Origin of the sequence: Cyclobacterium sp. 1_MG-2023 (genome assembly GCF_030546805.1) — a bacterium.
Lineage (GTDB): Bacteria > Bacteroidota > Bacteroidia > Cytophagales > Cyclobacteriaceae > Cyclobacterium.
Genome location: NZ_JAUOPC010000008.1, coordinates 1 through 19770, shown reverse-complemented (window position 1 = coordinate 19770; position 19770 = coordinate 1). Strand labels below are relative to the sequence as shown.

Here is a 19770-nt window from a genome sequence, read left to right as displayed (position 1 = left end):
TTGCTAAAATTAGATGTATATACACTTAAACTAATTGTAGATAAAAAGGTTCAATAAATTTTAATTAATTTAACTAAGATTAGAGCAGTATCCAAATTAAGCTTTGCATATCCTTCTACTTTCTTCAAAAATGCTGTAATCAATAGACTATCAGTGCAATTGGAGGCCAATAAATTTATGGTTTGGTGCTATTTTTACTCCTATTATTTACCAAGATTTCCATTAATTATTTAAATAAAAATGATCCTATGTCGTTTTAAACCGATAAATTCAATTTTCAAAATATTTAAATTTTATGTCCTGATTAGGAAATAAGGTGTTAAAATTGTGAGAGGAAATAAAGAGTGTCTTGCCCATTTTGCATTGGACATTCCTGCATTTGTTAAATCGATTGTAGTATTTTGATAAGGTTTATCGTTCTCTAACCCTTTTTGAAACCTACATTAATTATCCCTTAGAAAGTATGGCATTGATCAAGAAAGTAAATGACAAATCACCCCAATGGGGCAAAGCATGTTGGTTAGCAGACAATGCAACCCTTACCGGAGATGTGGTAATGGGAGATCACTGCACCGTTTGGTTCAATGCTGTAATCAGAGGAGATGTACATTACATTAAGATTGGCGATCGCACCAATATTCAAGATGGGGCTGTGATTCATTGTTCTTATCAAAAATCTCCTGTGAATATTGGCTCTGAGGTTTCCATTGCCCACAAAGCCATTGTACATGGCTGTACCATAAAGGATAGGGTGATGATTGGAATGGGGGCGATTGTTATGGATGATGCTGTGGTCAATGAAGGCGCTGTTATTGCTGCAGGGGCTGTAGTACTCGCAGGTACGATTGTAGAAAGCAACAGCATTTATGCCGGGATTCCGGCCAAACGAGTGAAAGAAACCGGAGATAATATGAAGGAGGCCATTACAAGAATTGCCTCCAACTATCCTAAATATGCCAGTTGGTACAAAGACGAATAAGCTAAACCGTTTCTTCCGGTCGGAATCGCATGGATTCGGTGTAGGGGAAGGCATGAATCAATTCACCTTTTCTAAGTTTACTTTGAATGCCACTCCAGTATTCAGGGTCAAATAATTCCGGATTGTTTTCAATAAAGTAAGCTTTTACGTCTTGTCTGCCAATCATGAAACGTTTAAAATCTTCAGGGAAGACATCATTTTCCTTGACTTCATACCAGGGCCTTGAAGCATATATCTGATCATAGGTTTGGGGTTTGGGCTTGGCCCGGAAATTCATGGTATGAAGAAATTCTATTTCATCATAATCATAAAAAATCACCCTGTTTTGCCGTGTGACACCAAAATTTTTGGTCATCATGTCTCCTGGGAAAATATTGGCTTGGGCCATTTGTAAAATGGCTTTGGCATATTCATCCACAGCATGTTTGGCTTCTTCCAGACTGCAGGTTTCCAGATAGAGGTTTAAAGGTCGCAAGCGACGTTCGATGTACAAGTGCTTGATTACAAGTGTGTCTCCTTCAATGGATAAAAGAGAATTTACATTGGTTTTTAACTCTTTCATCAATAAGGGATCAATGCGGTTTAGAGGGAATCTGAAATTTTCAAATTCATGGGTGTCGGCCATTCTACCTACCCGGTCATGAAGCCCCACCAGTTTGTATTTTTCTTTGACCTGCTGTCTGGTCATGTTTTTTGGAGGTTCAAAATGGTCTTTGATAAGCTTAAATACAATATTTGAAGAAGGAAGGGTAAAGACTGTCATGACCATGCCTTTGATGCCTTCAGCCAAAATAAAGTTGTCCTCACTCTGTTTTAGGTGATTTGTAAAGTCTTTGTAGAAAGCGGTTTTACCATGCTTATTAAAACCTATGGCATTGTATAGCTCATAGGGGCGTTTATGTTGAATAACCGATTGAAGAAAATTAACAGTTTGTGAGGGGATGGCAATTGGTGCCATGAAATAAGATCTGGTATAGCTAAAAATGCCACTCATTATATTAGGATCAAAAATAAGTGTGTCCGCAAATATGCCTTTTTCATTGTGTAGGAAGGGAATTATAAAGGGCATCCATTTATTCCCTAGGTAAGTTCTACCTATTAAATACGCCGCCTTGTTGCGATAGAAAACATCCCTTAATACCTGGGTGGTGGTTTCCCTAGTTGCCTTGTACCTACTTAAAATTACCTGCTTAACACTTTCTACTAAATAATTAATGTCATTTTCTTTTTGATAGTAAGGCACACCAAAGTCAAAATCTTCCAGGATTTTTGTAAATGCTTCATGTAGTCCCACTTGAGCAGGGTAATTTCTGAATAAAGACTCGTCAATGCTATCCATAGCATTGCTTCCTGATAAATCATAAAACATTAGTGCTTCATCAATCACCTTTCCCGGGAACACTTTTCTAAATACTGAATTAAAAAATGTTCCTGCCAGCTCCCTGTCTTCATTTTCAGCAATGGCCTGAAAGTAACTTTCACGAACTTTTGCCCAAACTTCCTTGCTGTCTGCCTGTTCTTTAAGCATGGCCTTACAGGTGGTTATGATATCTTTGAGTTGGTCCTTATACAAACGCAACCTTTCCCTGTGGTTGGCATGCAACTGTTGCCAATCTCTGTTTTTAAAGTTTTCGGGAATTCTACGGGTGATTTGTTTGAAATCATTGATGTAGGCATCATAACCATTTAAAATCGTTTCAACGATGTCACTAATAAGTTCTTTATTCATAATGGCTACCCCTTTAGGTCGTGAAGTTGATTAGAAGGGGATATTAGAATATTATTTTTTTATTGCAAAATTATTAACCTTTGGATTTGCAGATTTATTCCTTAATTTCGTTCGAGTTTATTCTATTTTAGATTAAACACAATAGGTTTAATAGGTTTGATAAGTGAAAAAGGCCTGAATAATATTCAGGCCTTTTTTCAATTCAATAAATACCCGAATATGGATTTAGGTCACTTGGTACACAATTTGGTGAAAGTTCTGGAGGGACCTTTGCCTGGCAGGACAGCGCAGGAGCGAATGGCTCCTATACCTCTTGAATTGGATCGATTTGATCAGCAGCAGATGTCAAATGCCAGAAAAGGCGCTGTACTGATGTTGATATGCCCTACCACAGATCAAAAAAGTATATTTGTACCATTTATAAAAAGGGCTACCTACGAAGGGGTGCACAGTGGGCAGATTGCTTTGCCCGGAGGAAAGAAGGAGCATACCGATAAAGATTTAGGAGAAACAGCATTGAGGGAGACAGAGGAAGAGATTGGGGTACCGAGTGACAGCATTGAAATCATTGGTTCATTAACTGATCTTTATATACCCCCAAGTAATTTTTCTGTGAGACCTTTTATTGGTTATTCTTCAAAGTCTCCGTCATTTTCTATTGACAAAAGGGAAGTCGATCGGCTTATTCTATGCAGTTTTGATGAATTAACGGATGAGGCCATTGTAAAGAAAAAGGGAATGGATTTGGCCGGAGGTCACCGGATTCAGGCGCCTTATTATGAAATCAATCAAGAAGTGGTTTGGGGGGCTACGGCCATGATACTAAGTGAGTTTTTAACACTTTGGAAAGAAATCAAATAAATGTGGAAAGTGCGCTAATAACAAATGATGCAGTAGTTTTTGGTCTCCTTATGGGAGTACTTGGTTTGGTTTTTTATACTTCGGCAAGTGCACATCCTTTTTTTAAGGCCATTTACCGGGTAGTGCCGGTGGTTTTATTGTGTTATTTTTTACCGGCATTGTTCAATACCACAGGCTTAATTTCCGGTAAAGATTCTCAATTGTATTTTGTGGCTTCCAGGTATTTATTGCCTACCTCATTGGTATTATTGACTTTAAGTATTGACCTGAAAAGCATTGCAAAATTAGGCCCAAAAGCACTTATCATGTTTTTGACAGGAACATTTGGTATTGTGATCGGCGGTCCGGTATCTTTATTTTTAGTTGCTCAGTTTTTTCCCGACGTATTGGGAGGAACAGGGGCTGATGAAACTTGGAGAGGTCTCGCTACCATTGCTGGGAGCTGGATTGGAGGAAGTGCCAACCAAACAGCCATGCTGGAGCTTTTTGGCGCAAGTCCCTCACTTTTTAGTCAAATGATAGCTGTAGATGTTATTGTTGCGAATCTATGGATGGCTTTCTTATTGTATTGGGCTGGTAACCCAGGCTTCTTTGATAAAATTTTAAAAGCCGATACTTCGGCCATTACGGCCCTGAAGAAGAAAGTCGAAATCCAACAAAAGAACAACGTAAAAATTCCTAGTTTATCAGATACCATGACCATTTTGGGGATTGGTTTTTTTATTACCAGTTGTTCTCATTTCTTTGGGACTTATATGGGCGATTTTATTGGTGCCAATTATCCTGAATTGAAACCGTATTCATTGGATTCCAGGTTCTTTTGGTTGGTGATTTTGGCCACCACCGGAGGATTGATTTTGTCTTTTACCCGATGGAGAAAATTAGAAAATGTAGGGGCATCCAGAATGGGGAGTGTTTTGCTTTATGTCCTTGTGGCTACCATAGGAATGCAGATGGATCTGGCAGCTGTTTTAGATAATCCGGTTTATTTTTTGGTTGGCATTATTTGGATGGGATTTCATATATTGTTTATGCTCATTGTGGCCTTTATAATTAAGGCGCCGTTTTTTTATGTGGCCATAGGTTCGCAGGCCAATGTAGGAGGGGCTGCATCTGCTCCAATTGTTGCCTCAGCTTTTCATCCTGCACTGGCTCCCGTAGGTGTATTATTGGCTGTATTGGGCTATGGTGTTGGTACATATGGAGCTTATATATGTGGCATATTGTTGCAATTGGCCTTTGGAGGATAGCTATGAAACCCAGGAAAAAATATATTTTTATTTGTAATGGAAAGGATTGTAAAAAAAATGATAACAAATCGTTCTCCTCATCAGTTAAACATGCAATAGATAAAGCCCCTTTGAAAGGTAATTTTAAATTGGTAAAAACAAAGTGCTTGGATTGTTGTAAATCAGGCCCCGTAGCTGTATATAATAACCACCTAGTAAAAAAAGGAGATACTGATAAATTAATCCAATTTCTTACATCAGACCTTTTATAAAAGAGGGTAGACAATCAATAAAATGTTATAGTAAAAACATTTAATGAATAGATTGACTACTTTTTACGGTGTAATTATAAAATATTGCAATTATTTTTGCATATTTAGTTTTTAGTATTCATTAGGGACTTAGTTTTTTTTATTCAAAATGGTTAGAGATTTGAATATTGTTAGTAACTTATAGGATTAAACCTATGGAACCCAATACTTAGCGTTCTCAGTTTTTAATTTAGCATTGTGACAGGTTAATACCTGATTTTAATCATGGAAAAAGAGTTTTATAAAAATCTCTTTCAAGGCAATGAAAAGAGTCTTGATTTATTTTTGGTATTTGATAACAGCCAAGTGATATTTTCTAGTGGTAATTGGCAAGGCCCATTATCGGAGGGAGTATCATGGGAAAATTATTTATCAGATTTCAAGGGATTGGTTACCGATGTGAAATCATTTTTTAAAGACTCATCTCAAACTCAATTTCATAGTTTTTCTAATTACAATAAAAAACTGGGGCTACAAATCTGGATAGAAGGAAAGACTGTTGAAGGTAAGGGTAAAATTTGTGTGGCCAATGGTAAATTTCTAGAATGGGGATCAAATCAACCAAACGAATTATTATTAGATAATGAGCAAAGTATCTCATTAGGACAAGAAGATGCAACAGCCTTTTTAAAAGGAAAGTTGGAATTTGATCAGCAGGTCAATGAAATCTCTAAAGCATTTTTGAATGCTACAGAGGAGGAATGGGACAGGATATTTCTTAAAGCCTTGGCAATGGTGGTCAAATTTCAAGGGGCAGATGTAGGTAACTTTTTTTATGTAAATCATGAGTTAGAACAGCTGGAATGTTTTTTTGAATACAAGGTAAATCCTGGTTCAGGATTACTCAAAATAAACCAAACCATATCTTTAGAAGGACAGCAGGATTTTTTAAACAATTTAAAAAGTGTTGAATTTATCGCAGTAGGTGATCTGAAAAAATCAGAACACAAGGATTCCTTCGAGGCATTGATCGCAGAGAAATTTGGCTTTATTGCCTATATCATCGTTCCTATTTTTGCAGATAACAATCTCTTGGGTTTGTTTACCTTAAGTAGTGCACACCTTCAACCAAATTGGACACCTAATCATAAAAATAGATTTGGAATCAGGCAATTGGCTGATGTATTCGGTGCGGCAGTAATTAATCGATCAACAAAATCAAAGCTGTTTCGAAATGAGAAATTACTGAGCTCTACCGAGGTTTTGGCTAAGTCCGGGTCTTGGAGATTGCAGAATACAGGCAGAAAGATTTTTCTTTCCAAAGGAATAAACCGAATCTTTGATTTGGACCCCTCTTTGGATGTCTTAGAAGTAGGTGAGTTTTTGTCGCTGATATCGTCTCCTGATAGGGAGTATGTCAAATCCAAAGTGCAAGAAGCCTTAGCTCACCGAAAATCTGTTTCCGGTGAATTTGTTTATACTAATCCCAATGGGAAAGAAAAACACATCTCATACCTAATTCAGATTAATCAATTAACGGCTAAAAGCAACTTAGAAGTTTTTGGTTATTGTAATGATATTACTGAGAAAAAAACTGTTGAACGGAGATTGTTGTTTGAGTCTCAGATTCTTGCTCAGGTAAATGAGCCAATCTATGTTACAGACCTCAATCTCAATGTGGTTTATATGAATGAGGTGGCTATTTTTGAAGGAGAGCCCAATCAAAATGGTCAAGGAGGGAAGATTAGCGATTTTTTTAAAATCACTAATGACCCACCCATATCCTTCCAACAATTAATTGAGAAAGCTTCTGATTCGGGAACCTGCGTAGAAGAGCTTCAGATATTGGATAATACAGGACATATCCAACCCTATGAAGTTTCTGTCAAACCCATTCAAAATGCAGAAATAGAAAAAATTGGTTACTCTTTTTTGGTGAGGAACCTTACCACCAAAATACAGCGGGAAGAAATGGCGAAAAAAGCCAAGCTGATTATTGAGAATAGCCCTGCCGTATTGTTTGAGGTTGAGCCGAATGATGGGTTCAAAATTTCTTATATTACAGAAAACATTAATCAGTTCGGATACAAAGCAGAAAATCTAGTTGAAGAGGCCCAAAGTTTAAAGAATTTTATTCATCCAGAAGACCAATGCACTTTTGAAAAAGAACTTGTGCAAGGAGAAAGGGCGCAATACAGTAGGGAATATAGATTTTTAACTGCTGATGGTGAATATAAATGGGTGGAGGATAAAATTCGTCCCAAATTTGATAATGAGGGCAATGTGGTGCTTTATGAAGGTTTGTTTCATGATGTTACGGACAGAAGAAACGACAGGCTTGAAATTGAAAAAATTCAGGACAGGTACCGCGTGCTTGCTTCCAATATACCCTATACCAATGTATTTCTAATTGATAAAAACTTGAGGTACTTGGTGGCCGAAGGGCTAAACTTCGACAACTGGGGTTTTGATAAATCTTATTTTGAAGGAAGAAAAATTTCAGATGTACATACCGTAACACGCAAAGTAGTGGAGCCACTGGTTACAAATGCGGTAGAGAAGAAAAAAACGCTTTCTGATACTTTAAACTACCTTGGCAGGATCTATGAGTTAACCGCCAAGCCCATCTTTAAAAATGACCGTTTGGAATACATTTTAGGGATTGTTAGAGATATTTCAGAAGAGTATGTGGCCAAAAAAGAACTCAAAAAAAGTGAAATTAAGTACAGAAGCCTAGTAGAAGAGTCTACTGAAATTATATTCTCCATCACTGCACAATTAGAATTAAGTTACGTCTCTCCAAATATCAAGCAATTTTTAGGCTACGAGACTTATGAATTTACAAGTGGTGACTTTTCTGAATATCTTCATCCTGAAGATGCCCAGGTATTGCAGAATGGGAATGCAAGTTCTATAAATTATTTCCAAGAACACCCTATATTCGAATTTAGGCTTAGACACAGGCAAGGACATTATCGGATCTTCAGCTCCAGTGGGAAGGTGATTAGAGACGAGAACAATGAAATTAGGTATTATACAGGGATAGCCAGAGACATTACCAAATTAAAAGAAACCCAGAACGAACTGTACAAAGCAAAAGAAAGAGCAGAGGCAGCCTTAAATGCAAAAAGTCAATTTTTATCCGTGATGAGCCATGAGATTAGGACCCCAATGAATGCGGTGATTGGGCTTTCACACCTTTTGATAGAAGACAAACCAAGGGAAGACCAACTGGAAAATTTGAGGACCTTACAGTTTTCTGCAGAAAATCTTTTGGGGCTTATTAATGATATCTTAGACTTCAATAAAATTGACTCCGGAAAACTGATTTTAGAGCGAGTACCTTTTGAACCTAAAAATTTAATCAATAGAATTATTCATTCTTACAGTTACCAAACTCGAGATAAGGCCTTGGAAATTATCTATGAGCCGGATTTCTCTATTCCCAACACCCTTATAGGTGACCCTGTGCGAATTGCCCAGATTTTGAATAACCTGATTAGCAATGCGATTAAATTTACAGATAAGGGGTTTATTAAAATAATTCTTGAGCTTGTTGGTAAAGAAGAAAAACATGTAGACATTCGGTTTACAGTAAAAGACTCAGGTATAGGGGTTGCCCCAAGTAAGGTAGATAGCATTTTTGATGCTTTTACTCAGGCAAGTTCAGATACCACCAGGAAGTATGGAGGTACGGGTTTAGGTCTGGCTATCGTGAAAAAGCTTACCAAGCTATTTGGGACAGAAATTCACTTGGAATCAAAGTTGGGTGAAGGCTCTACCTTCTGGTTTGAGATAAAGTTTAAGGTGCAGGAAGAATCCATGCGTAAGTCTAAGACGAAGAAAGTGGTAAAAGAGGGACACCTTGGCGACAAAAGCATACTGGTGGCTGAGGACAACCTTGTGAATCAAGTCCTCCTAAGAAAATACCTTTCAAAATGGGGAGTGGGTGAGATAAAATTTGCTGATAATGGAAAGATTGCTTTGGATCTCTTTATCAAAAATGATTTCGACTTGGTACTACTCGATCTGCAAATGCCGGAAATGGATGGTTTTGAGGTGGCTAAAATTATCCGAAAACTAGACTTGGTAGCGAAGAGAAATGTGCCAATTATAGCGCTTACCGCCTCCTCTTTACTGGAAGTGAAAGACCAACTTGAGGCCTCAGGAATGGACGACTATGTTTCCAAACCTTTTACCCCTGAGAATTTATATGGCAAAATAATTAACTATCTCTGATATTGTATGGATTTTTATGGTTAAACGGTAGCAAGATTCCCCTGCTAAAATCATATCTTTGCATCTTTAAATAGCCCTATGAGATGGATTTTATACATACCCCTTTGTTTGGGATTAGCCTTTAATCTACACGCGCAAGGCAATGTTTCTGAGCGGTCTACCATTTATGTATTGGCAGGTACCTCGGGAGCTAATATTAGAGAATTCAATGAGATGCTCGCTGATAAGGGGATATCAAACCTTAGAGGAGGATATACCACCTTGGGGGTAGGCTATCAATACAGATTGTCTGATTTTATATTGGGTTTTGAGCTCTTTCAAAATATGGGTGCAAATTCCTATTATAGGGATTATGTGATAGACAATAGAAGTACCCGTTTTTATATGAATGTAGGGTATGCCCTTACGCAGGAAAGTAACTTCCACCTGATTCATTATATGTCATTGGGCGCAGGGTATGTGAACTTTGAAATGCTAAAAGATCAAAGAAATGTAGAAGATTTCGGTGCATTTTTACAGCAACCCGAACAGGGTTTTATTTTAAGAGAACGAAATATTCACAAGGGAACACAAAATTTCGGGGGCTTTTTGACTGAGATTGGCTTTCAGTTTGGGTATGATTTTAGTATTCCCGGGCTTGAAGAAACTGTAGGTCTCTTGGGGAAATTTGGCTATTCCTTTAGTCCGTTTGAAGGGGCATGGGAAATGAATAATATCACATTTGATAACCTTCAGAGCGGAGCTTTTTTTCGGCTGGGCGCAGGTTTGTCAATGCCTGACAAAAACCTGTTTTTCCCTGATGCCGGTATTGGCGCACATTTTTTTTATGGCTACAACTTTACAAAGCCCGGCATGCTGAATGACTATTTGATAAGCAATGGTTTGACTCCTTTCAAAGACCAACCCAATAATTTTGGAATGAAGATTATCGGAGGAAATCGTAGGTGGTTGTATTCTTTTGATGTTTTCAATATTGCCAATTCCGGAAGAGCCAGTGAAAATCAAGATCACACCCTAAATAGTGTAAGGTTATACGGAAATTATGGCTATCAGCTCTATAAAATGAGAAACCTTGAGCTTGGCGTAATGGCTGGCTTGGGTTACGGCAATTTACGGTACACCCTTTCTAAAGATAATAAGCCGGATTTTCCTGCCTTGTTTGAAGAACCGGATTACGATGGTTACTTAAAAAGCAGCGGATTAATGTCGAAAACCGAGGTAATGGTGGCCTATGCAATCCCCGTGTTAAAAAAGATGTTTAGGGTGGTTACTTCAGCACATGCAGGTTATGAACAGCCTTTGAATAAATACAAATTTGGAGATTTGAACATGACCAATTATATGGCCGGGCCTTATTTTCAAATAGGCATTGGAATAAGGCCTTAAAGAATTGCTGCTCTAATTTGGTTGTATGGCAGTACATTATGTTTGAGCGGTTTACCTCAACAAATAAATATTGCAACCAATATTTATTTGTTACCCAAAGCCATCAGGCAAATTAGATTTTAAGAATAACGGCTATTTATGTCTCCTATTTGTTTAGGTTCCTCGGTTGGCTGAGTTTCTTAAACCCTATATCTCTATAGGTTATTAAAGATTTTCGCAAAAAAAAGAACTTATTTACTGAATTCATGTTACTTTTGAATCGCTTATCGAGAAAGACGGAGGGTAGGGCCCTATGATGTCTTAGCAACCTGAGTTGACAAGGTGCTAATTCCCGTTCCGGAAATGCCGGATAAAGATGAGCCGCAAAAGTTAGAAATATGCTCTAGTTTTACATCGGTTCATGCTCGTATAAGCTTTTTAATTTAATATACGATTCACATGGCAAACAGAACCAACTTATTACTTCAACAATTACAAAAGCGCATTTTGATATTGGATGGTGCTATGGGTACCATGATTCAAAGGTATGGGCTTCAGGAGGAAGATTTTAGAAATCAAGAACTTGCCGTTGTCAAAAAATCTTTAAAAGGTAACAATGACTTGTTGTCTTTGACCCGACCGGATATCATCAAAGCTATTCACAAAGCTTATTTTGAAGCTGGAGCTGACATTGTCGAAACCAATACTTTCAGCAGTACCACAATTGCCCAAGAAGATTACGGACTTGCTGCATTGGCATATAAACTCAATTTTGAGTCTGCCAAAATTGCCCGAGAAGTAGCCGACGAATTCTCTGCCAATGAACCTGATAAACCAAGGTTTGTCGCAGGAGCCATTGGGCCCACCAACCGAACAGCGTCTCTTTCTCCGGATGTAAACGACCCGGGATTCAGAGCTGTAAGCTTTGACCAATTGGTAAGTGCATATGCTGAGCAGGTTGAAGGATTATTGGATGGAGGTGTCGATACCCTTTTGGTAGAAACAGTATTTGATACCTTAAACGCTAAAGCGGCTATTTTTGCCATTCAGGAAGTGTATGAAAAAAGAGGTTTACCCTTAGAACCTTCCGAAGGAGGCATACCCATTATGGTCTCGGGAACCATCACTGATGCTTCCGGAAGAACCCTTTCCGGACAAACCACAGAGGCATTCTTAATATCTATAGCGCATGTTCCCTTGTTGAGTGTAGGCTTAAATTGTGCTTTGGGAGCAGCAGAACTTAGACCTTATTTAAAGGTCTTGTCAGACAAATCACCTTTTCATGTAAGTGTTTACCCCAATGCAGGTCTTCCCAATGAGTTTGGAGAATACGATCAGGGTCCGGAGGAAATGGATAAAGAAGTAAGCCTGTTTTTGAAAGAAGGCTGGGTCAATATTGTAGGTGGTTGTTGCGGAACCACCCCGGAGCATATCGCTGCTTTGGCCGATTCTGCCAGTAAATATCCACCAAGAAATCAGCACGTTTTAACGGAAGAAGATTAATTTCATGAGTAAACCTACTAAAATATCCACCTTGCAGTTATCAGGGTTAGAGCCACTGATTTTTAATGAATCCTTGAATTTTGTGAACATAGGGGAGCGTACCAATGTCACAGGATCAAAGAAATTTGCAAGACTTGTATTAAATGACAATTATGATGAAGCCCTAGAAGTAGCCTTGGATCAAGTGCGAGGAGGGGCGCAAATCTTAGATGTTTGCATGGATGAAGCCATGCTTGACGGGGAGGCAGCCATGGTTAAGTTTCTTAATCTTGTTGCCTCCGAACCAGAAATAAGTAGGATACCTGTAATGGTTGATAGCTCCAAATGGAGGATTATTTTGGCGGGACTTAAATGTATCCAAGGCAAAGGAATCGTCAACTCGATCAGTCTGAAAAATGGTGAAGAAGAATTTTTATTCCAAGCCAAAACCATTAAAAAGTTCGGTGCGGCCGTGGTCGTCATGGCTTTTGATGAAAAAGGGCAAGCAGACACTTACCAAAAACGTATCGATATTTGTAAAAGATCTTACGATCTGCTCACGAAGGAAATAAACTTTAACCCTCAAGACATAATTTTCGATCCAAATATTTTTCCGGTGGCCACCGGTATGGACGAACATAAAAACAATGCAGTAGATTTTTTTAAAGCTACCAAATGGATAAAAGAAAACCTTCCCGGAGCAAAAGTTAGCGGAGGGGTTAGTAATGTATCATTCTCTTTTAGAGGCAATAACCCTGTAAGAGAAGCCATGCATGCGGTATTCTTGTATCATGCCATAAAGCACGGTATGGATATGGGAATCGTCAATCCTTCCATGTTAGAGATTTATGATGACATCCCAAAAGACCTGCTTGAACGGGTAGAGGATGTGATGTGGAACAAACGTGAAGATGCAACTGAGCGATTGCTGGATTTTGCAGACTCAGTAAAATCCCAAGGGAAGAAAGGTAAAGCAGATGAGGCCTGGAGAAGCCTTTCTGTTGAAAAGAGAATTCAACATGCCTTGGTCAAAGGAGTGTTGGACTATATTATCGAGGATACAGAAGAGGCGAGGTTACAATTAATAGATGCCTTAAAGGTGATTGAGGGCCCGCTTATGGATGGGATGAATGTAGTTGGAGATCTTTTTGGTGAAGGTAAAATGTTTTTGCCTCAGGTAGTGAAGAGTGCCAGGGTAATGAAAAAAGCGGTGGCTTACCTTGAGCCATTTATGCCCTTACCGGGCACCAATGAGACAACAGGTGAGAAGGAAGACAATGTGAAGCGAATTTTACTGGCAACGGTAAAAGGAGATGTTCATGACATTGGTAAAAATATAGTAGGAGTGGTATTGGCATGTAACTCTTACAAAATTATAGACTTGGGTGTCATGGTTGAAACGGACCGAATCATTCAGGAAGCTGTGGATAATGATGCCCATATCATTGGGCTCAGTGGTTTGATTACGCCTTCCTTGGATGAGATGGTCAATGTGGCTTCAGAAATGGAAAGGAGAGGATTGGATATCCCTCTTCTGATAGGAGGTGCAACCACCTCTAGGATACACACGGCGGTGAAGATTGACCCGGTTTATAGTGGCATCGTCGTGCATGTGGCAGACGCGTCTAAGTCAGTTCCCGTGGCAGGTGAGGCCATCAGCAAAGAAACCAGAGATGCCTATAAAAAAGAAATCAAAGCAACGTACCAAAAGTTAAGAGAAGTGCATGCTGCCAAGCAACAGGTCAAACAGATGGCTACCTATAATGAAGCCAAAGCCAACCCTGTTGCCATAGATTGGGCCAATTATACGCCCGTAAAACCAAAAAAACTAGGTGTGACGGTATTGAAAAATATGGACCTTTCTATTATTAGAAACTATATTGACTGGACCCCCTTTTTTAGTACTTGGATGCTTTCAGGAAGATTTCCAAAGATATTGAAGGATCCGGTAGTTGGGGCGGAGGCACTTAAATTATACAATGATGCCAACAAAATGTTAGACAGAATTGTAAATGAAGGCTGGTTGACAGCCAATGCAGTTTTTGGCCTGTTTCCTGTTCAAAGATCGGGTGATGATTTGGTGGTTGACCCTAGTTATACCGAAGGCAAACCTTATTCTTTCCACTTTCTAAGACAGCAGGGTAAAAAAGGTAAGGGAATTCCAAACCGGTCTTTGGCTGATTATATCCATCCTGATGATACCGATTATATGGGAGGATTTGCAGTGACTGCTGGCTTAAATATCGAAGAAAAACTAAAAGCATTCCAAGAGCAGGGGGATGATTACAATGATATCATGCTAAAAGCCATGGCAGACCGATTGGCAGAGGCAGCTGCAGAATACCTTCACCTGTTGGTGAGAAAAGAATATTGGGGCTATGCACCTGATGAGTCTTTAGAAAACGAAGATTTAATCAAGGAAAATTATACAGGGATCCGACCTGCACCGGGTTATCCTGCATGTCCGGAACATTCGGAAAAAAGAACCCTCTTTGATTTATTGGAAGCGGAAAAAAACGCTGAAATGGAACTTACCGACAGCTTTGCAATGTACCCAACTTCTTCAGTGAGTGGCTATTATTTCGGTCATCCTGAAAGTAAGTATTTTGGTTTGGGGAAAATCAGTAAAGACCAAGTGGCAGATTATGCCCGCAGAAAGGGTGTGTCAACAGCTCAAGCAGAAAAATGGCTTTCTCCTAATTTGGCATATACACCTAAATTGACTTCGGAACCTCGATAGGAGGCCATTTATACCATTTGGTAGGATAAATCAATGGGTACAAGTAATATTATTGGCAATAAAAATAAAGCTTTTTAGGCGCTGTCCTTAAAAGTGTTTCAATTCAAAATCATGAAAGTCACCGAATACTTAAAAAACGCAGATAAAACACTTTTTTCATTTGAGATTCTTCCTCCATTAAAAGGGCAGAGTTTGACCAACCTGCTGGAAGGAATAGCCCCTCTTATGGATTTTAACCCACCTTTTATAGATGTGACCTATCACAGAGAGGAATACATGTATAAGAAACGTGCCAATGGATTGCTTGAAAAAATAAGCACCAGAAAAAGGCCCGGAACGGTGGGGATCTGTGCTGCCATTATGAACAAGTTTAAAGTGGATGCAGTTCCTCATTTATTGTGTGGAGGCTTTACCAAAGAAGAAACAGAAAATGCACTGATTGATTTGTATTTTATAGGGGTAGAAAATGTATTGGCTTTGCGTGGTGATGCGCCCAAATTGGAGTCGAATTTTGTTCCTGAAAAGGATGGACACCACTATGCCTCTCAATTGGTAGAGCAAATCATAGGAATGAATCAGGGGAAATACCTTCATGATGAAACTGAAATAGGTTTTCAAACGGACTTTTGTGTAGGGGTGGCAGGCTATCCGGAAAAGCATTTTGAAGCACCAAGCCTCAATTTTGATTTAAAAAAATTACAAGCTAAAATTGATGCAGGAGCTGATTATATCGTTACCCAAATGTTTTTTGACAATCAGAAATACTTTGATTTTGTAGAAAAGGTGAGGGCAGCAGGTATTGATGCGCCCATTATTCCCGGATTGAAACCCATTACCACTTTGTCGCAAATCGTAAACTTGCCCAAAACCTTCTTTTTGGATTTGCCGGATGATTTGTTGACAGGCTTAGAAAAATGTAAAACCAATGCAGATGTGAAAGCTGTGGGGATAGAATGGGCCATTCAGCAAAGCAAAGAACTGATAAAGTATGGTGTACCTACACTTCATTATTATACCATGAGTAAGGCAGATACTACCTATAAAGTAGCCAAAGAGGTTTTTTAATCCAGCTTACATTGTCCTTTGATCGCAAGTTGCTTTTGGCTTAATAAGAGCACTTTTCTTGACTAATAACCTGCTTGTTACGAAGTGGTTCTTTCAAAAAAAATAAAATAAACCTTTACCATTATAGACGAAATCGTGGATAATAAAGAGATTAGCAAGCAATTTTCCGGAGACGGTAAGATAAGTTTTGAAGATACACATGGCTTAAGTTTTGAATGGATCAAGGTGGAACAATGGACACCTGAAATGGAAGGCTGTTTTTTGATACATGAAATTTATCAATTGAAATCTTTGGTAGGTAACTTTTCAGAGATCGCTTTGGATATTGTGGAATATGCCGCTGATGAAACTATTTTCCTAAGCCCACAGCCATCATGGAATATAAATAAGGGTAAATCCGGAGGATTAATTAAATTTGCATTGGTAGGCTCCCCCTACTGGAAGCAAATACTTCAGCAAATTGGAGAAATTGTTTTCTTACAATGGAAAGCGGAGGTAGGACCTTCAACGATTAAAGGGGCCCAGGCTTTTCCCTTTACACGGAAATCTAAGCTTATGGGGCTGTATGAAGATGGTCGTGTGAAAATAATAAATGGATGAATCTGTCAAATTCTTTAGATAATATTAAAACCTTTGAGAAGGTCGGTCAGGTAGCGGATAATTTAGGAATGGAAACCTACGTAGTAGGAGGCTTTGTCAGGGATATCCTTTTGGATAGACCATGCAAGGATTTGGATTTTGTGTGTATAGGGGATGGAATTGAACTAGCAAAAGCAGTAGCTGCCTCCTTAGAAAACAAGCCACAGGTTTCAGTATTCAAAAATTTCGGTACTGCCATGATAAAAATGGATGACTGGGAACTGGAATTTGTAGGGGCAAGAAAAGAATCTTACCAAACCCATTCAAGGAAACCAAAAGTAGAAGCAGGAACGCTGGAAGAAGACCAGGAACGAAGAGATTTTACCATCAACACATTGGGTATAGGCTTAAATGCCAATAATTTTGGAGAATTATTAGACCCCTACAATGGCGTAAAAGATTTGAAACGAAAAATCATTCGAACGCCTACAGACCCTAATATTACTTTTTCAGATGATCCTTTGCGTATGATGAGGGCCATTAGATTTGCAGCCCAATTGAAATTTGATATTGAAGCAAATACCTTTGATGGCATTATCAATAATGCACACCGCATGTCTATCATTTCAGGGGAAAGGACCATTGTGGAGCTGAATAAAATTATAATGACGGACAAGCCCTCATATGGGTTTAAGTTATTGTTTGTGAGTGGATTATTGAAAGAGTTTTTTCCGGAGATGGTAGCCCTCCAAGGGGTGGATTCCGTAGGAGACAAATCCCACAAAGATAATTTTTATCATACCCTGCAAGTGTTGGACAATGTAGCGACAAGATCGAATAGCCTATGGTTAAGGTGGGCTGCCATTATGCATGACATTGCCAAGCCTCCCACCAAAAGATTCAATCAAAAAGTAGGCTGGACCTTCCATGGCCATGAAGACAAAGGAGCGAGAATGGTGCCCGGAATCTTTAGAAGATTAAAGCTTCCCATGGATGAAAGGATGAAATATGTGCAAAAATTAGTAAAATTGCACCTAAGGCCCATCGCTTTGGTCAATGATAAAGTGACAGATGCTGCTGTAAGAAGGTTGCTCTTTGAAGCGGGAGACGATGTAGATGATTTAATGCAGCTTTGTAGAGCTGATGTTACCTCAAAAAACAACAATAAAGTCAAAAGATTTTTGGCTAATTTTGATAAGGTGGAGCTAAAGCTTCAGGAGGTAGAAGAAAAAGATCAAGTAAGAAATTTCCAACCTCCTGTTACTGGTGACGAAATCATGGCTATATTTGGATTGAAACCTTCAAGGGTGGTTGGTGATTTGAAAGAAGAAATCAAAGAAGCAATCCTAGAAGGACATATACAGAACAATAAAAATGAAGCCTTGGAGTTAATGTACAAGTTAGCTGCAAAAAAAGGAATAGTAAACAACCCTGATAAATGATGAAAATGAAATTTGCCGTATTGATTTTGTTGCTGTGCATCGGTGCACAAAGTTTTTCCTTTGCTCAGGAAGCTACCCCTGCTGCTCCTGAAGCCAAAGAAACAAGCGAAAGCAATAAAGCTAAAAATGATGTTGACAACAGGATATATTCTCTGGCCATGCGATACAATGATGCATCTGTGGCGAAGATTAAGCTTTATGAGCTGATGGAAAGAAATCCCGGGAACCTTGTTTATGCGGAAACATTAGCTTCCATGTATTTTGAAATGGAACAATATGGTTCAGCAGCCCTTGTATCTTTGGACTTGTTGGAAAGGAATGACAAAAACCTGACAGCTTTAGAAGTGGCTGCCTTTTCTTTGGAGCAGCTAGGTGCTCTAGAACGTGCCTTGCCACATTTTGAATCTTTACACTTATTGTCAGGAGATTTATTTAGCTTGTATAAAGCCGGGTATTTGCAGTACACCCTAAAAAAATACGACGAAGCTCTAAATTCAGTAAATATGCTGATCAAGGACAGCAAAGCTGCTGAGCAAAAATTGAATTTCCCTAAGGGAGAAAACAATGGAATGCAGGAAGTAAGCATGACAGCTGCTGCAGAAAATCTAAAAGGATTGATTTACAAAGAGCAAGGAAGCAATGCAGAAGCCAAAACAGCATTTGAAGCAGCTTTGGCAGTAAATCCTGATTTTGAGTTGGCCAAAGAAAACCTGGCTGGTTTACAATAAAATTTTTCAGCTTTTGGGATGCTTATTGCCTCGGCCTATTTCATCGGCTGAGCGGAGCCAAAGACTTAGGGTGATGTCAATGTCTCGCCTACCCTCTTCGGCTCCGCTCAGGGTCCGGTTACCCCATTGAAATCACGGAAATCAGCAACCCACATTAATTCTGGAAAAAACTTTAATAATTAAAGTGTCTCAAGAAGCCTGAAGGGGTGACAGGATTATAGCCAGGGGGGAAGCCCGTGTTAAGGTAAATCAACGCCTACGAATCCGATTTTTCAAAGGATTTGACTCCACAAATCCCTTCCCGAATAAGGTCGGGACAGGCTTATCCCTCTTTGACTAAGGGGACGTTGCGGAATGAGGTTTTAAAACGAATTTTCTTTACCGGTGGCTGAGCGGAGTCGAAGCCTTAGGTTTCCATATCCAACCATCTACGCCTACAGGTCCGGTTACTCCATTGACATCACCGAAATCAGCAGCCCCTACATTAACCCTGGAAAAGACATTAACAATAAAGAGTATCAAGAAGCCTGAAGGACTGACAGGATTATAGCCATGGGTGAAGCCCGTGGTAAGGTAAATCACACCTACGGATCCGATTTCTCAAAGGATTCCGGTACTTCAGTAACTCCCCCTTTGACTAATGGGGAGTTGCCGGAAATGAGGTTTTAAAACGGATATTCTTTACCGGCGGCTGAGCGGAGTCGAAGCCTTAGGTTTCCATATCCAACCATCTACGCCTACAGGTCCGGTTACTCCATTGACATCACGGAAATCAGCAGCCCACATTAATTCTGGAAAAAACTTTAATAATAAAGTGTCTCAAGAAGCCTGAAGGGCTGACAGGATTATAGCCAGGGGTAAAACCCGTGTTAAGGCAAATCACACCTACGGATCCGATTTCTCAAAGGATTCCGGTACTTCAGTAACTCCCCCTTTGACTAATGGGGAGTTGCCGGAAATGAGGTTTTAAAACGGATATTCTTTCCCGGCGGCTGAGCGGAGTCGAAGCCTTAGGTTTCCATATCCAACCATCTACGCCTACAGGTCCGGTTACTCCATTGACATCACCGAAATCAGCAGC

14 protein-coding genes and 1 riboswitch are annotated in these 19770 nt (G+C 39.3%); of the genes, 12 read left to right on the top strand and 2 right to left on the bottom strand.

Annotated elements, in window-relative coordinates; translation table 11 throughout:
- Positions 1-463 precede the first annotated feature (463 nt).
- Positions 464-979: a gamma carbonic anhydrase family protein gene (locus tag Q4534_RS13725; RefSeq protein WP_303613719.1), complete on the top strand. Its 516-nt coding sequence runs from the start codon at positions 464-466 to the stop codon at positions 977-979.
- A 1-nt stretch (position 980) separates the two neighbouring features.
- Here the strand turns inward: Q4534_RS13725 and aceK are convergent, their stop codons facing one another.
- Positions 981-2708 (bottom strand): bifunctional isocitrate dehydrogenase kinase/phosphatase, encoded by a 1728-nt coding sequence (aceK, locus tag Q4534_RS13720; RefSeq protein ID WP_303613718.1) that lies wholly within the window; start codon positions 2706-2708, stop codon positions 981-983.
- Between the two features lie 219 nt (positions 2709-2927).
- Here aceK and Q4534_RS13715 point away from each other — a divergent pair, with 219 nt between their 5' ends.
- The 11 genes from Q4534_RS13715 (at position 2928) to Q4534_RS13665 (ending at position 18689) form a co-directional block, all read left to right on the top strand.
- Positions 2928-3569 carry a CoA pyrophosphatase gene (locus Q4534_RS13715; RefSeq protein ID WP_303613717.1) on the top strand — a complete coding sequence of 214 codons (642 nt, stop codon included), beginning with the start codon at positions 2928-2930 and terminating at the stop codon, positions 3567-3569.
- 50 nt (positions 3570-3619) lie between these two features.
- Complete coding sequence (locus tag Q4534_RS13710) at positions 3620-4819, top strand: DUF819 domain-containing protein (protein WP_407933574.1); 1200 nt, start codon at positions 3620-3622, stop codon at positions 4817-4819.
- The gene (locus tag Q4534_RS13705) at positions 4783-5070 is read left to right on the top strand and encodes an NAD(P)H-dependent oxidoreductase subunit E (protein WP_368509156.1); all 288 of its coding nucleotides are present in this window, start codon (positions 4783-4785) and stop codon (positions 5068-5070) included. The genes Q4534_RS13710 and Q4534_RS13705 overlap by 37 nt, the downstream gene beginning before the upstream one ends.
- Positions 5071-5334: 264 nt before the next feature.
- The gene (locus tag Q4534_RS13700; protein ID WP_303613716.1) at positions 5335-9288 is read left to right on the top strand and encodes a PAS domain S-box protein; all 3954 of its coding nucleotides are present in this window, start codon (positions 5335-5337) and stop codon (positions 9286-9288) included.
- A 78-nt stretch (positions 9289-9366) separates the two neighbouring features.
- On the top strand, positions 9367-10674 hold the full coding sequence (locus Q4534_RS13695; RefSeq protein WP_303613715.1) for a hypothetical protein: 1308 nt from the start codon (positions 9367-9369) through the stop codon (positions 10672-10674).
- A 260-nt stretch (positions 10675-10934) separates the two neighbouring features.
- Positions 10935-11036, top strand: a riboswitch (SAM riboswitch).
- Between the two features lie 76 nt (positions 11037-11112).
- Positions 11113-12156 (top strand): homocysteine S-methyltransferase family protein, encoded by a 1044-nt coding sequence (locus tag Q4534_RS13690; protein ID WP_303613714.1) that lies wholly within the window; start codon positions 11113-11115, stop codon positions 12154-12156.
- Positions 12157-12160: 4 nt separating this feature from the next.
- Positions 12161-14875, top strand: coding sequence for a methionine synthase (gene metH, locus Q4534_RS13685; RefSeq protein WP_303613713.1), 2715 nt, complete (start codon positions 12161-12163; stop codon positions 14873-14875).
- Positions 14876-14986: 111 nt separating this feature from the next.
- Positions 14987-15940, top strand: coding sequence for a methylenetetrahydrofolate reductase [NAD(P)H] (gene metF / locus Q4534_RS13680; protein ID WP_303613712.1), 954 nt, complete (start codon positions 14987-14989; stop codon positions 15938-15940).
- 135 nt (positions 15941-16075) lie between these two features.
- Complete coding sequence (locus tag Q4534_RS13675; protein WP_303613711.1) at positions 16076-16540, top strand: hypothetical protein; 465 nt, start codon at positions 16076-16078, stop codon at positions 16538-16540.
- Positions 16537-17961: a CCA tRNA nucleotidyltransferase gene (locus tag Q4534_RS13670; RefSeq protein WP_303613710.1), complete on the top strand. Its 1425-nt coding sequence runs from the start codon at positions 16537-16539 to the stop codon at positions 17959-17961. The genes Q4534_RS13675 and Q4534_RS13670 overlap by 4 nt, the downstream gene beginning before the upstream one ends.
- The gene (locus tag Q4534_RS13665) at positions 17958-18689 is read left to right on the top strand and encodes a lipopolysaccharide assembly protein LapB (protein ID WP_303613709.1); all 732 of its coding nucleotides are present in this window, start codon (positions 17958-17960) and stop codon (positions 18687-18689) included. The genes Q4534_RS13670 and Q4534_RS13665 overlap by 4 nt, the downstream gene beginning before the upstream one ends.
- A 378-nt stretch (positions 18690-19067) precedes the next feature.
- Here the strand turns inward: Q4534_RS13665 and Q4534_RS13660 are convergent, their stop codons facing one another.
- Entirely contained in the window at positions 19068-19271 is a 204-nt protein-coding gene (locus Q4534_RS13660) for a hypothetical protein (RefSeq protein WP_303613708.1), read from the bottom strand.
- Positions 19272-19770: the final 499 nt, after the last annotated feature.